The 14,479-nt window shown below is 39.3% G+C and carries 10 protein-coding genes, 1 tRNA gene and 1 pseudogene; 8 read left to right on the forward strand and 4 right to left on the reverse strand.

Annotated elements, in window-relative coordinates; translation table 11 throughout:
- Positions 1-44: 44 nt before the first annotated feature.
- The 3 genes from BC008_RS40865 to BC008_RS40875 all read right to left on the reverse strand — a co-directional run bounded on the left by BC008_RS40865 (position 45) and on the right by BC008_RS40875 (position 5,562).
- Positions 45-3,218, reverse strand: a complete 3,174-nt coding sequence (locus BC008_RS40865) for an efflux RND transporter permease subunit (RefSeq protein ID WP_036265250.1) — start codon at positions 3,216-3,218, stop codon at positions 45-47.
- Positions 3,219-3,307: 89 nt separating this feature from the next.
- Positions 3,308-3,748: a FixH family protein gene (locus BC008_RS40870; RefSeq protein ID WP_027842952.1), complete on the reverse strand. Its 441-nt coding sequence runs from the start codon at positions 3,746-3,748 to the stop codon at positions 3,308-3,310.
- Positions 3,749-3,921: 173 nt separating this feature from the next.
- Complete coding sequence (locus tag BC008_RS40875) at positions 3,922-5,562, reverse strand: efflux RND transporter periplasmic adaptor subunit (protein WP_036265249.1); 1,641 nt, start codon at positions 5,560-5,562, stop codon at positions 3,922-3,924.
- Positions 5,563-5,972: 410 nt separating this feature from the next.
- Here BC008_RS40875 and BC008_RS40880 point away from each other — a divergent pair, with 410 nt between their 5' ends.
- The 5 genes and pseudogenes from BC008_RS40880 (at position 5,973) to rppB (ending at position 10,205) form a co-directional block, all read left to right on the forward strand.
- Positions 5,973-6,707 carry a class I SAM-dependent methyltransferase gene (locus BC008_RS40880; RefSeq protein WP_058184628.1) on the forward strand — a complete coding sequence of 245 codons (735 nt, stop codon included), beginning with the start codon at positions 5,973-5,975 and terminating at the stop codon, positions 6,705-6,707.
- 375 nt (positions 6,708-7,082) lie between these two features.
- Positions 7,083-7,430, forward strand: a complete 348-nt coding sequence (locus BC008_RS47170; RefSeq protein ID WP_072207817.1) for a four-helix bundle copper-binding protein — start codon at positions 7,083-7,085, stop codon at positions 7,428-7,430.
- Between the two features lie 290 nt (positions 7,431-7,720).
- Positions 7,721-7,921 (forward strand): annotated as a pseudogene (locus BC008_RS40885) (hypothetical protein); the annotation flags it as partial.
- A gap of 108 nt (positions 7,922-8,029) precedes the next feature.
- Positions 8,030-8,722, forward strand: a complete 693-nt coding sequence (rppA, locus tag BC008_RS40890) for a two-component system response regulator RppA (RefSeq protein ID WP_027842950.1) — start codon at positions 8,030-8,032, stop codon at positions 8,720-8,722.
- A 76-nt stretch (positions 8,723-8,798) separates the two neighbouring features.
- Entirely contained in the window at positions 8,799-10,205 is a 1,407-nt protein-coding gene (gene rppB, locus BC008_RS40895) for a two-component system sensor histidine kinase RppB (RefSeq protein WP_036265253.1), read from the forward strand.
- A gap of 288 nt (positions 10,206-10,493) precedes the next feature.
- Here rppB and BC008_RS40900 read toward each other — a convergent pair.
- Positions 10,494-10,565 (reverse strand) — tRNA-Thr (locus tag BC008_RS40900).
- 272 nt (positions 10,566-10,837) lie between these two features.
- On the opposite strand from BC008_RS40900, the gene argF reads away from it, so the two are divergent.
- The 3 genes from argF (at position 10,838) to BC008_RS40915 (ending at position 14,471) form a co-directional block, all read left to right on the forward strand.
- Positions 10,838-11,764 carry an ornithine carbamoyltransferase gene (gene argF, locus BC008_RS40905; RefSeq protein WP_027842948.1) on the forward strand — a complete coding sequence of 309 codons (927 nt, stop codon included), beginning with the start codon at positions 10,838-10,840 and terminating at the stop codon, positions 11,762-11,764.
- 174 nt (positions 11,765-11,938) lie between these two features.
- The gene (gene lexA / locus BC008_RS40910) at positions 11,939-12,544 is read left to right on the forward strand and encodes a transcriptional repressor LexA (RefSeq protein WP_027842947.1); all 606 of its coding nucleotides are present in this window, start codon (positions 11,939-11,941) and stop codon (positions 12,542-12,544) included.
- 355 nt (positions 12,545-12,899) lie between these two features.
- A complete protein-coding gene (locus tag BC008_RS40915) occupies positions 12,900-14,471 on the forward strand; it encodes a DNA phosphorothioation system restriction enzyme (protein WP_027844243.1) in 1,572 nt (523 codons plus the stop codon).
- Positions 14,472-14,479: the final 8 nt, after the last annotated feature.

Consider the following 14,479-nt stretch of genomic DNA (forward strand, 5'->3'; position numbering starts at 1 on the left):
CGTAATATTTACTATCGTTTAGCAATCATTTATTCTCGAAAAAACTAAACTTTTCCAGGCAAATTTACCGTCATAATTTTCTTCCTGAAGTGAGTTAGCCGGTATGTAATATCATCGACAAGGGAATAAACTGCGGGAACGACGATTAAGGTAAGTAAAGTAGAGATAAGTAAACCACCTAAAATTACTGTCGCAATCGGTGAGTAAGCATCCATTCCAGTTTCTGGGAAAAAAGCAAGTCGAACAATTACAATAATTGTCGTTAAGGTTGTCATCACAATCGCCTTGAGTCGAACAGGTCCGGCTTCGCGGATTGCTACATCCCTAGGTACTCCCTCTTGACGTTTGGTTAAAATTAACTCTAATAAAAGAATTGCGGCGGAAACAGATAAACCAGATAAAATAACTATTCCGAGAATAGAAACCGTAGAAAGAGTTTGTCCTGCAAGTAAAAGTGCTCCAAAAACTCCTACTAACTGTAAGGGAATTGACAGCATCATGACTAAAGGTTGAATAAATGAGCCAAACTGAATCACTAAGATTAGATAAATCAGTACTAGCGATATAACCAAACCCTGCAAAAGTCGCTCGAACTCAATCATCATATCCGTCATATCCCCCATTGAGTCGATACCATAACCGGGGGGAAAGTTTAATTCAGTACCCGCGCGCATAGTGATCGCCATTGACAAATCCATTGAAGCAGGACCGTGTTTGCGGTAATACCCATTAACGTAAACTACCCGTCGCCCGTTAACCCGTTCGATTAAGGTGGGTCCTTTTTCTGGTTCTAAAGTAGCCACACTAGTTAGGGGTACCTGTTGACCATCTGGAGTGGTAATGTAAGTTGCAGATAAGTCTTGCAGGGTTCCTCTGTCTTGTTCGTTGTAGCGGACTAGGATATTATTCTGTCTTAAATTAGGACGATTGTAGAATCTACGGGTGTAACCTCCATTTAAAGCATAACGAGCTTGTTCGGCTACTTGTTGGACGCTTAATCCTAGTTCTTCTGCTCGACGGCGATCAATTTTTAACTGATATTCTGGCTGAGACATTGTCGAACTAGTATGGGGCATAATTAAATCTGGTGTTTTTTCGGCAATACCCAAAACTCCATTAGCGAGACGGTGTAGTACATCTAAATCTTCACCGTAAACTGCTAGTTGTATGGGAGCAGCAGAAGTAGCCATGACGTCCACTCCCATTTCTTTCATGGCGATCCGGCGCAAGCCAGGAATTGAACTATTTGCTTTGGCTTTGACTGTATCGATAATTTCCCAAATATCTCGTTCTCGCTCACCAAGTTCTTTGAGGGTAACAATCGCGGAAGCACTATTAACACCACCCATATTATAGCCACTAAAGTAAGTACTATTGCGCGTCAATTCAAAGCCGATTTGTGAGGAAACTTTTTCTACTTCCGGCTGCTCTAGGAGAATTTGCTCAAACTTTTGGGTGACTCGGTCAGTTTTGCTAAATGAGCTTCCCGGTTCTAACTCAATGGTAGCCATAATTTGACCGGAATCTCCCAAAGGCATCATTTCTTGTCCAATTAAGGGATATAAGCTAAATGCTAGGACAATTGAGGCTCCTGCGATCGCTAGGGTAATTTCCCGGTTGCGCATACAAAGATTCAGTAACCATCCGTAACTCCGTTCTAATTGGTAAAAGCTATAACGTGCAGGAGTCAGCAATCTTTGCAACCAAGTTTTGGGTTTTCCTTTTTGGTGTAGAGGTTTGAGAAAAAACGCTGCGAGCAACGGAATTAACGTAATCGAGACCAATAGGGAGGCGACAAAAGCAAAAACCATCGGATAAACAATACCAACAAACATTAACCCAGTGAGTCCGCCTGCAAGTATTGTTGGTAACAGTGCCGCAATCATTACGCAGCTTGCTGCCGCACTAGCAAGAAAAACCTCTCCCGTACCCTTAATTGCTGCTTCACGGGGTTTCATCCCTGCTTGTAATTTCCGGTCAATTGAATCAATAATAATAATTGAGTCATCTACCAATTTTCCAATCGCCATCATCATCCCAATTAAAGTTGAAGAATTAAGGGACATGCCGATGGGGATGAATGGTAACATTGATAGGGCGAGGGATGTGGGAATAGAAATCATCACAATCGCCGTCGCCCGGAAATTTTCCAAGAAAACTAAGATTACCAAACCCGCTAGAACAACACTTATCAATAATTCTCCAGTGGTACTGTCTTTAATCAAATTGACTAGGTAAGAATTATCGTAAGCTTCTTGAAACTCTAAACCAGGATATTGTGCTTGAATTTTCTTTAATTCGGCGCGTACCCGTTTGATGACTTGAGGCGAACTCGAATCTGGTTTCTGAATTATATTAACGGCTAGTGCTGCTTCGCCGTTATAACGGTAACTGCTACGGCGTTCTTCATAAGTATCTTTGACATTGGCGACATCTCTGACATATACAACTCGTCCTTCCTTCTCGAAAATGGGGTAATCCATTACCACTCGAGCATTTAGGGCTCGTTGATCGCTACGTACCAAAATTTCGCGATCGCCATTCGTTAAAACCCCTGCACCTTGACTAATATTATTGGCGTCGATAGCATCTCGTACTTGCAAAATAGATAAACCATAAGCCGCCAACTTTTGCCGATCTACAATTACCTGTAATTGTCGCCGATACCCGCCGAAAATCGACACAGCTTGTACGTCACGCACCTGAGTTAGCCGGTCGACTAAGGTATTATCTGCAAACTCTCGCAATTTTACCGGATCCCATTTTTCACCCCGTAAAGCTAGAGTTAATACCGGACGGTTGAGGGGGTCGATAGGTAAAACCCAGTAAGAGCGCGTATTAATGCCATCAAGTGCTAAATCCCCTTCAGCAGATGTCATCACACTTTGCACTTCTTGCACCGCTCGATCTATTTTCCCACCCCATTCAAACTGCACTGTTACTAATGACATATCTTGCTGGGAACTGGAGCGAATAAAGCGCACTCCATCCAAGACAGTTAAACGTTGTTCAATGGGCTTACTAATATAAGTTTCTACCTCAGATGGTGACGAACCAGGAGCCATAGTTACAATTGCAACCAATGGACTTTGAACATAAGGCATCATCCGTACTGGAAGCAGGAAAAGGGTTAAGACTGCGAGGACAAGAATGCCGATGTACAAAGCAGTAAGCACCACCGGATTCTTAATTGACCAGCGGGTAAGAAAATATTTCATATTAATAAGATTTAAGAGTTATAAGTTTAGGGCTTACGCCCTCTTGGATGGGATGATAAATCATCTACCCAACGCCCAATCCCCAATCCCTACTGAACATTAAAGCTATAACTAACTTGACCTTGGTGTTGGGGGTCTTTAACTTGGGCGACCACATCCCACTTTCCTTGCATACCGAAATTGGTTTTAACTTTGTATCGACCTGGCTGTGAGTCTGGTTCAACTTTTGCCATTGAGGTCATGGGCTCGTCACCTTCCATCGCCATAGAAACTTTGACATCTAGGTCCTTGACTGCTACTGGTTTTTGGGTTTGGGAGTCGAGAACTTCTACAACCAATTGAGTATTACCCATTTTGACTGTTTCTTGAGAACTAGGACTGACTAAATTGATTTTGACATTTCCTTCTTGGGGTTGTTGTTGGGATGAGTTGGTAATTGTTGGTGACGTTGCTTCTGTTTGATTTTCAGGAGTATTGCAAGCAATAGTTAAAAAGCTCAGGCTTAGGAGGAAGGGTAAAAGTTTTATCATTGTTCTGTCTCAAAATACAAGTTCAAAAATTGAATAAGCTTTTAGAGATAAAGGAGAGGACTTACGCACTCGTAATGAGAAATTAGGTATTTGGGATTGCAACATGACGTCGTAATGACCGTAATTACGTTGTTCATACGTAAGTCCTAAAAGGAAAAAAAGTAAAGAGGTAATTATTGAACGTTAAGATTAAAGTTGTTTTGACCTTGATGTTTTGGGTCTTTAACTTTGACTTTGATTTCCCATTTCCCTTTCATCCCAAAGTGGGTATCGACCTTGAAGCGTCCCGCTTGAGAATCGGGTTGAACTTCGACCATTGAAGTCATCGGTGGCATATTTTTCATTGGCATAGTAACGTTTACATCAAGGTTTTTTACTGCTAAGGGCTGATTAGTTTTAATGTCTTGAACTTCGAGAATTAGTTGGGCGCTACCCTTTTTGACTGAATCTTGAGGGCTGACTAATCGCACCCGCGCACCACCTGCAACAGGATTACTATCTAAAACAACTGACCTTCCTGCTTCATCAACTACTGCTACGGGTGAATTCTCAATCAATTTTGAGTTTCCGGAGGTAATTACCGCATCACCCGGTTTGAGACCGCTTTTAATCTCTACTTGCTCTCCACTTATTAAGCCAGTGGTAACAATTTTCCGTTGCGCTGTTTCCCCATCAACAACCCAAACTGCAGTCTTACCTTTAAACTGCGTCAGGGCTGAGCGTGGAACAGACAAAGCATTCTTGTAACGAGCAGTAATGATTTCCATTTCCAGAAACTGTCCAGACAACAATTGTCCTCTGGGGTTATTGACAACAGCTTCGATAGTTACGGTGCGGGTATTACTGTTCGTTTGGGGAAAAATACTAGTAATTCTACCTGTAATTTCCTTAACATTAGTTCCAGGAACCTTTGCCACGATGGGAGTACCAACTTTAATAGTTACTACATCTTGTTGAGCAACATTGGCACGTAGGCGTATTTGCTGGTAATCTCCAATCTTGAGAACCCCCATTCCTGGCTGTACCACTACCCCAGGGTCTACCATGCGTTCTTGGACAATACCTGCAATGGGAGAGCGCAATTTAGTATACCCTTTCATAATCGCGGCGGTATCAGTTTTTGCCCTTGCTTCCTTAAGTTGGGAACGAGCGCTTTGAGCTTGAGCTTTTAAGCGGATCAACTTCACTCGCGCTCTCTTCAAAGCTGCTCGTGCAGTTTGAGCTTGGGTATCTTCGACATCGTATTGGTCTTGAGAAATAGCCCCCTCCTTAACCAACAAAGCATAGCGATCGCGTTTCTTTTCTTGATAGGAAAGTTCTGCAGCTAACCTTTCAATCTCTCGTTGTTGTTCGCTTAACTCGATTTGAGCAGCCTCTAAACTAGTTTCCATTGAGTCTGCTCGTGCTACAGCTTCCGCCACTTCAGTTAAACGTTCGCTAGCATCAAGTGTGGCTAAAATTTGTTCCTTTCCTACACGATCGCCAGGGTAAACTGAGTAATTGGTTAATTGTCCGGCGATTCGGGGGTAAACAGTTATTTCTTGATAAGGATGAATGGAGCCAGTATATTTAACGCTAGCCGTGAGTAAACTAGGTTTAACAATTTTAACCGTTACAGGAGTCGGGTTAAATGACCCATCCACTTGCATCATGTCATCATGGGACATATTACCGTGGGACATATCATGTCCTTCCATCCCCGTCATTGATGAAACAGGTTTAAAATGATTGGTAACTGTCAAAATTCCACCTGTAAGTAGGACAAAAACAGCAATTCCCAAGACAGTTTTGCCAGGGTTTAATGAACTTTGCACGGGTTTATCCTCTTGATCGCGCAGATTGTCAAAGATGTAAGATGTAGCACTCCTCAGAAATTGAATAAAATTACTTTTAGAATCAGGTATTATATTTAACCTTTCAGTTTAATTCTGCAACACATTATAGGAATGTACCTTGGATTCTCGCATCAAAACAATGATGGCAGGAAAAAATGAAATTGTCATGAAATTGTCTATAATTCCTGAAGGATTGGTCTAGCTGATTTATTTATTTAAAGGCTTAGTACTACCATATACTGCCTCATAAATTTACACTTATTTTGTAGTAAGGCATGGGAAATTTTCCGATTTATAAGTGCCCACCCAATACGGTAGGAAAAAAGTGCAACAAATAAATGTAAAATTTAGCTAGCTTCACATGTAGTGTAATTGTGTCAGTAGCATTCATGAATACGCCGTACACACACCTGCCTTTAATCTCTCCTCTGTATCGAACTATTCGTCGTGGATACCGACGACTAAAATATGCAGGAGATAAAGTTAATTGTCCTTTATGCGGTAAGAAGTTTACTTCCTGGGTTAACCACTTGGAAAATGGCTCCTGTCCAGAGTGTGATAGTGCAACCCGACACAGATTATTATGGTTATTCCTAGAGAAATATGCTGATATATTGCGTCAAGGTGGCAAATTACTGCATTTTGCACCAGAAAGATGTCTAAAAAAGCGGTTTCGAGCTTTATCCCACATCGATTATACAACAGTCGATATTTCTGCTCCAGGGGTAGATTATCACACAGATATTACAGATTTAGTCTTCCAAGATAATACATTTGACGCGATCATATGTTCTCACGTATTAGAGCATATTCCTAATGACATAGTTGCGATGCAGGAACTATATCGAGTGCTCCTTCCCAATGGTATAGCCTATATCCAAGTTCCTTATAGACGCCACAGGCAGACAGATGAAGATCTAAGTGTAACCGATCCTACAGAACGCGAAAAAAGGTTTGGGCAATTCGACCATGTTAGGGTTTACGGAACCGATTTTCAAGAACGCTTGGAAGGAGTTGGTTTTCAAGTTAGTGTGGAGTATTTTGCACAAGAATTGCCAACAGAAGTTTGGAAATGCTATGGACTTTGGGACGATGTTATATTCTGCTGTCGGAAATCACCCTGATGAAGTAAAATTCCTGGAAACTTCGCCTTTTGAGAACATAGTTAAAAGGCGAAGTTCAATACTAAATCTTAGGGATTTTTCAAAATTGGGACGCTTCCAGTAAATACTATTCTCTAAATATTAATTTCAATAAAATATTATGTAAATTACTTTCTTTTTTATTCCATGACTGATATAAATTATCGGCTTTAATTGATTATATAAACCAAGATTTAAATAACATAGGAATATGAAATTGGGATGAAATATACTCGCATCAATAGTTAGAATTAGGACTATTTCTTCCGTTAGATGAAATTGTGCTTCGTAAACCAATAATGTAAAAATAGCAGGTAATTAGACCTGGTTGAATTTACGAGTTTACAAGAAAAAATTATGACATTTACTCAAACTCAATCATCTAATTTAGACTCTTGTATCCAAGCTTGTTTAGATTGTTTACGAAACTGTGAAAACTGTGCTACTGCTTGTTTGAGCAGTGACATGGTACAAATGATGTCTGAATGTATAAAGTTATGTCGTGACTGTTCCGATACCTGCGCTCTGTGCTCTCGTCTAATGATGCGTCAATCAGGGATTCATACTCAAATGTGTGGTGTCTGTGCTGAAGCTTGCGACCGATGTGCTAATGAGTGCAGCAAACATGATAGCGAGCATTGTCAACATTGTGCTGAGTCTTGTCGTCGTTGTGCGGAGTCTTGTCGGCAAATGACAGCAGTATAGGTCTTAATAACTATTGGTTTTTAGAATAAAAGTATCTCTGAGCTAATAGCTATAGGCTTTCGTGAAAGATTGAAATATCTGAAAAATTTTTGCAAGTATGCTTGACTCTCTAGATGACTAGAGAGTTTACCCTAAATTTACAGCAAATAAAACTATTTAAAATCATGGCTGATACTATAACCGCACAAAAAGTTAGAGTGTATCGAATGTCTACTCCCCAACATGAATGTCCTTGGGGGTTAAAAGCAATTAATCTACTCGAGGAAAAAATGAAATAAGTAAGTCATCAGAAGCACCATCTCTTCTTCGTGCTTTTCTATAATATTTTAGGGATTCTCATTGCTGCGGGAATTTTATTTCCCTCTTTTAGTTGGTTACTAAACCCAATTATTGCAGGTGCTGTAATGACTTTTAGTTCCCTTTATGTGGTTACTAACGCTTTACGTTTGCGAAAATTTAACCACATTGAGAAAAACCACATTGGGAAATAATTAGTAATGAGTAATGAGTTATTTATATCTGTTCGCTAGCTCAAAAAACGTTTGATTAATTTTGAATTTTGCTCAGGTACTTAACTGATAACTGATAAATGAAAAAAGATGCGAATCTTATTAGTAGAAGACGAACAAGACTTAGGAGCAGCCATTAAGCGAACTCTTAATCAAGAAAATTATATAGTTGATTGGGTACAAGATGGCACAGAGGCTTGGGAACTTTTAGCAGATAATTGGAAGGAGTATACCGTTGCTATTTTTGATTGGTTGTTACCAGAAATCTCAGGAATAGAATTATTACAAAAATTACGTCAGCAAAATAGTTTCTTACCAGTCTTGATGCTAACAGCGAAAGATACCCAAGCAGATAAAGTCACAGGTTTGGATGCTGGGGCTGACGATTATTTAGTAAAACCTTTTGGTATTAATGAATTGCTTGCAAGACTGCGAGCCTTACAGCGACGTTCTCCCGAACTAAAACCACAACAATTAAAGCTGGGAAATCTCTGCTTAGATTATGCTAACCATAAGGTTTTCTTGAGGCAACAAGTTGGGGAAAATCAAGAAATACCTCTTACAGCAAAAGAATTTCAACTTTTAGAATACTTTATGAGGCACCCCAATCAGATTATTACTCGAGATCGACTTTTAGATCGACTTTGGGAAGTGAGTGCAGAACCTATGAGTAATGTAGTTGCAGCTCAAATGCGGCTGTTACGACGTAAATTAGCTCAATATAATTGTGATTCTCTAATTGAAACCATTTATGGTTTAGGATATCGCTTGAATATTTCTTGAAAATAAGTTAACAGTTAACAGTTAACAGTTATCAAAGGTTGGTTATTAGTTATTGATTATTAATTACTAATTGCAAATGCAATCCCCTGTTTATTTTAAAGGAAATAAATTATTTCTCCAAACTCGCTGGCGATTGGCAAGTTGGTACGCTGGGGTAATGGGATTAATTTTAACGTTGTGTGGATGGAGTGTTTATGAAGCGATCGCTCATGCTCATTGGGTAACACTGGAAAGAGAACTCAATTCTGTTTCCGCTACAATTCATAACAGTCTCGAGTTTGTTTTGGAAAAGCCAGGATATTTAACAATTGAACAAGTTCGTTTTTTACCTAGTATTTGTCTGGTAGGAGATTCCTCTTGCTCTAACCAAAAAAATGAATCTCACCATACTTTAACTAATGCAATCCAACAAGATGATTATTACATCCGTTTGGTGGATATTTCTGGTAAACCTTTGGCTTTAGCTGGAGAATTTCCCCAAAAACTTCCCCTCACCACACCTCAAGTAAAATGGCATACTTTTAAACTGAGAAAAAGTAATAGTCTTGGAGAAGATAGTAAAAGATATCATCAAATCACTCTGCTTTTACATACTAGAGATAATCATGATTGGGGATATCTACAAGTAGGACGTTCAATTAAAGATTTTGATAGTTATCTAGGGGCGATAAGATTAATTATGTTTGTGGGTTTACCTTTAGCTATGCTGCTTGTAGGTGTTGCTAGTTGGTGGCTGGCTAAATTCGCAATGCAACCCGTATACCAATCCTATCAACAAATACAGCAATTTACTTCTGATGCCGCCCATGAACTTCGAACCCCTCTTGCTGCTGCTAGAGCAACTGTTGAGTCAGTTCTAAGACTATCCAATATTAGCGAACAAGAAGCGCGGGAAAGCTTGGAGGTAATCAAGAGACAAAATTACCGTTTATCAAAACTTGTTGATAGCTTACTATTACTTTCTCGCTTTGACCAACAGGGTGTCCCAAAGCAAAATAATCTTCAACTAGAACAGGTATCTCTCAATGATTTAGTGAATGATGTTGCAGAGGAATTAGCACCTTTAGCAGTTGCTGTTGACATCGAACTAAAAACAGATGTTCGGATTAATCAAACACTGGAAATACCTGCAAGGGAAGAACAGTTATATCGGATGTTAACTAATTTGGTTACAAATGCTATTAACTACACCCCTGAAGGAGGAAAAGTCAAAATAATTCTAGATATTAATTCCTCACAAGCACTAATTAAAGTACAAGATACTGGAATTGGAATTGCAACAGAAAAACAAAAGCAGATTTTTGAACGCTTTTATCGCGTCGGTAGCGATCGCTCTCGTAAAAGTGGAGGATTTGGTTTAGGGTTACCTATTGCAGTTGCAATTGCTCGGGTTCATCAAGGAGATATCGAGTTAGACAGTAAACTAGGTCAAGGTAGTACATTTACTGTTCGTTTACCTATTAAGAAATTTAACTATTGTTGAGTTAACAGGGTAACAAGTACCCCAAAAGCTTTACTAAAGCATGGCTGAGAATTCCGAAATAGCAGAACTTGCTTTATCATTTACCTATGAGGCGAAGGTATTTAGCTGTTACCCAATTCACAAAGTCTAATTTTGCGACACTTAATTTGTGAACGGTTTGAAAAGTAGAGTCGCGACATTAATTTGGGAAAAAACGACAACAATTTGTGAAATGCGACATTAATTTGGGAACAGCGACATATAATTTGTGAATGTACAAATGTACAAAAGGGCGTATTTTTAAAATAAAGCCAGCAGTCGGATTTGAACCGACGACCGCTCGATTACAAGTCGAGTGCTCTACCACTGAGCCATGCTGGCGAAATCAATCTTAGTTGCGTAAGTAAATCAATCTACATGAACACAAATGCTATCTCGTTTACCCGCAACGAGTACATATCATATCACAATTAGATAAATTGTAAACCCCAAAACCAAAAATATAAACCCCAAAAATAACTCAATCGAGCTCCTATCCCTAATCTCCAATTCCCAACATCAAAAAAATAGTTTTCTGTTAATAAGCTAAATGTAGAATATTAAATACCGATGGCAAGGGATAATTATATGGTTATTTTTTATAGATAGGGCATATGACAGCTTTGATTGGACGGGATTTATTAAGTTTAGCGGACCTTAGTCCAACGGAAGTTAAACTTATTTTGGATCGGGCAAGCAAGCTAAAATCACAGAAATTACAACTACGATGCAATAAGGTTTTAGGCTTGTTATTCTCCAAGGCTTCAACCCGTACAAGGGTTAGCATGACAGTAGCAATGTATCAACTTGGCGGACAGGTGATTGACCTAAATCCTAATGTCACCCAAGTAAGTCGAGGAGAGCCAGTTCAGGATACTGCACGTGTACTAGACAGATATTTGAATATTATCGCGATTCGTACTTTTGCCCCTCAAGAGTTGGAAACCTTTGCCAAATATGCCAAAATACCAGTAATTAATGCTTTAACCGATTTAGAGCATCCCTGTCAGGTATTAGCAGACCTAATGACTATTCGAGAGTGTTTTGGCAGTATTGAAGGACTTACCTTAACTTATGTGGGTGATGGAAATAATGTTGCTAATTCTTTGATGTTGGGCTGCGCACTGGTGGGAATGAATGTTAGAGTGGCGACACCTGTAGGTTATGAACCCAACGCCGCAATTACGGAGAAAGCACGAGCAATTGCAGGTGGTAAAACAGAAGTTGTCCTAACCCAAGATGCAGAAACTGCAACCAAAAATGCTCACGTATTGTACACCGATGTTTGGGCAAGTATGGGGCAAGAATCAAAAGCAAGCGACCGCATTCCCATTTTCCAACCCTACCAAATCAACGAAGATTTATTAAATCTTGCCGATCCCCAAGCAATTGTTTTACACTGTTTACCAGCACATCGAGGCGAAGAAATTACGAATGAGGTAATTGAAGGTTCTCAATCGCGAGTTTGGGAGCAAGCAGAAAATCGGATGCATGCTCAAAAATCCTTACTTGCAAGTATACTCGGCGCAAAAGAAATTTAATTTTTAGAGCTATCGATTAATATCGAGATCGCCTCCAATTTCTAGATTTTCAGTTCCCATTCTTAATTGCTCATTCTTAAAAAAACTATAAAACTAGCAAATATCTTTGCCGTAGGATGTTCTTTTGTAGTACTAATGTCCTATGGACATTTGTATTTACATCCCTATGAATTTATGGAAAAACTAACAGAAGCTCAAAATGAACTTTATGAGTGGTTGGTGGAATATATCAAATCGCGCCAACATTCTCCTTCAATTCGGCAGATGATGCAAGCAATGAATTTAAAATCGCCTGCACCAATTCAAAGCCGTTTAGAACATTTGCGTAACAAAGGTTATATCGAATGGAGTGAGGGTAAAGCTAGAACAATCAGAATTATTCACCCTGATCGTAAAGGTATACCAATTCTCGGTGCTATTGCTGCAGGTGGTTTAATTGAACCCTTCACTGATGCTGTAGAACACATAGACCTTTCTAATTTATCATTACCTGCAAAGACCTATGCTTTGCGGGTAACCGGTGACAGCATGGTTGAAGATTCTATCGTAGAAGGTGACTTAGTATTTCTACGTCCGGTGATGGAACCAGATAATTTAAAGAATGGTACCATTGTTGCCGCCAGAGTAGAGGGATATGGAACAACTTTAAAGCGGTTTTATCGTCAAGGCGATCGCGTAACTCTCAAACCAGCCAATTCTAGTTATGCTCCTATTGAAGTTAATGCAGCACAATTGGATGTCCAGGGTTCTTTAGTTGCTATTTGGAGAAGTTACAACTGATAAGTTACAACTAGCGATCGCTGAGAATATTTGTAGCTACTGGCTAATTGCAAAAGATAAAGGAGGTATTCGCTGTGCAAGCAATTAGCCACTAGCAACTAATGGGGTAATGAGTAATGGGTAATTGGTAATGGGTAATTGGTAATTGGTAATTGGTAATTGGTAATTGTTCGCTGACTAATCCTGGCTCCTAACTCCTTACTTCTGACTCCTGACTCCTGACTCCTGACTACTTTTAACTGTTAGCGGCTCCGTAGGTAGCGCAGCTAGAGGCTCCGCCGTCGCCGCAGGCTCTAGCTATAGCGTGCGCGACAGCGCATTAACTGATAATTAAAATTGGGCGTTCGCCAAAGAAATGTATTTAACGCAGAAGAAAAAACTGTATTTACCTGTTAACAAAAGGGAGTATTCCCACGAAGATGGGGAGTCACTTACTAGAAAATTTTTATTAAAAAAACCATTTGTTTGCGAAAACCGAGGTGGCGATCGCGCTGGATATCGCACTAGTCAGCATCAAAGCAGTAAGCATCAAGCTAATAAATTATTATTCGGATGTCCGCAAATTCCTCAAGAATTACGATTAAGAGACTATCAAAAAGAAGCTATTAATAACTGGTTTGCGAATAATGGTAGGGGAACCTTGAAAATGGCAACCGGTAGCGGTAAAACAATTACAGCCCTAGCAATTACCTGCGAACTATACAAGCAAATAGAATTGCAAGTATTGCTAGTAGTATGTCCCTTCCGTCATCTCGTTACTCAGTGGGCGCGAGAATGCCAAAAATTCAACTTACAACCTATTCTCGCCTTTGAAAATGTCCGTAATTGGCAAACTCAACTTTCTACACAATTATACAACCTGCGCTCTGATTCCCAAGCATTTATTACAGTTATTACTACTAATTCCACATTAATTGGTGAAAAATTTCAATCTCAACTCAAGTACTTCCCTCAAAAAACTCTAATTATTGGTGATGAAGCACATAATTTAGGTTCGCCGAAATTGGAAGAAGGTTTACCTCGCAGTATTGGTTTGCGTCTTGGTTTATCTGCAACACCAGAAAGATATTTTGACGAAATTGGAACCAAATCTTTATTAGGCTATTTTGGTAAAGTCTTGCAGCCAGAGTTTAGTTTAAGAGATGCTATTGATCAAGGTGCATTGGTACATTATCTTTATTATCCAATATTAATAGAATTAACAGAAATTGAAAGCTTTAGCTATGCCAAATTAACTAGAAGAATTGGTAGAGTATTACAGAATAAAGAGCAAGAAAATCCAGATATCGTATCTGACTTACATAATGCAGACTTAAAGCCATTATTAATTCAAAGAGCAAGATTAATTGGCGCTGCGGAAAATAAATTAAAAGCTTTGCGCGAATTAATGATAAATCGCCGCGATACAACCCATACTTTATTTTATTGCAGTGATGCTACTCCAGATTCTGGAAGATATTCAAATTTACATCAACTCAAAGAAGTGACCAAAATTTTAGGGGTAGAAATAGGTTACAGAATTAGTACTTATACTGCTGATACTCCACTTTTAGAAAGAGAAACTTTACGTCATCAATTTGAAAGTGGAGAGTTGCAGGGTTTAGTTGCGATTCGCTGTTTAGATGAAGGTGTAGATATTCCAGCAATTAAAACAGCAGTAATCTTATCGAGTTCCGGAAATCCCCGACAATTTATTCAAAGACGAGGTCGAGTTTTACGTCCCCATCCAGGGAAAGAACGAGCTACCATTTTTGACATGATTGTTTTACCACCAGAGTTAGATCGAAAAACTTTGGAAGTAGAACGTAATTTGCTAAAAAAAGAACTACGACGCTTTGTTGAATTTGCAGATTTAGCTGATAATGCTGGGGAAGCAAGAATGAAGTTATTTAATTTACAAAAGCGCTATGGTTTGATGGATGTTTGAGTCTATAT

It is taken from the genome of Mastigocoleus testarum BC008, from assembly GCF_001456025.1.
GTDB lineage: Bacteria > Cyanobacteriota > Cyanobacteriia > Cyanobacteriales > Nostocaceae > Mastigocoleus > Mastigocoleus testarum.

Bases quoted from the DNA above. Each gene is read 5' to 3' on its own strand.
- BC008_RS40915 (WP_027844243.1), top strand. From the start codon at position 12,900: ATGTATTTAACGCAGAAGAAAAAACTGTATTTACCTGTTAACAAAAGG.
- BC008_RS40865 (WP_036265250.1), bottom strand. From the start codon at position 3,218: ATGAAATATTTTCTTACCCGCTGGTCAATTAAGAATCCGGTGGTGCTT.
- BC008_RS40880 (WP_058184628.1), top strand. From the start codon at position 5,973: ATGAATACGCCGTACACACACCTGCCTTTAATCTCTCCTCTGTATCGA.
- BC008_RS47170 (WP_072207817.1), top strand. From the start codon at position 7,083: ATGACATTTACTCAAACTCAATCATCTAATTTAGACTCTTGTATCCAA.
- rppB (WP_036265253.1), top strand. From the start codon at position 8,799: ATGCAATCCCCTGTTTATTTTAAAGGAAATAAATTATTTCTCCAAACT.
- rppA (WP_027842950.1), top strand. From the start codon at position 8,030: ATGCGAATCTTATTAGTAGAAGACGAACAAGACTTAGGAGCAGCCATT.
- lexA (WP_027842947.1), top strand. From the start codon at position 11,939: ATGGAAAAACTAACAGAAGCTCAAAATGAACTTTATGAGTGGTTGGTG.
- BC008_RS40870 (WP_027842952.1), bottom strand. From the start codon at position 3,748: ATGATAAAACTTTTACCCTTCCTCCTAAGCCTGAGCTTTTTAACTATT.
- argF (WP_027842948.1), top strand. From the start codon at position 10,838: ATGACAGCTTTGATTGGACGGGATTTATTAAGTTTAGCGGACCTTAGT.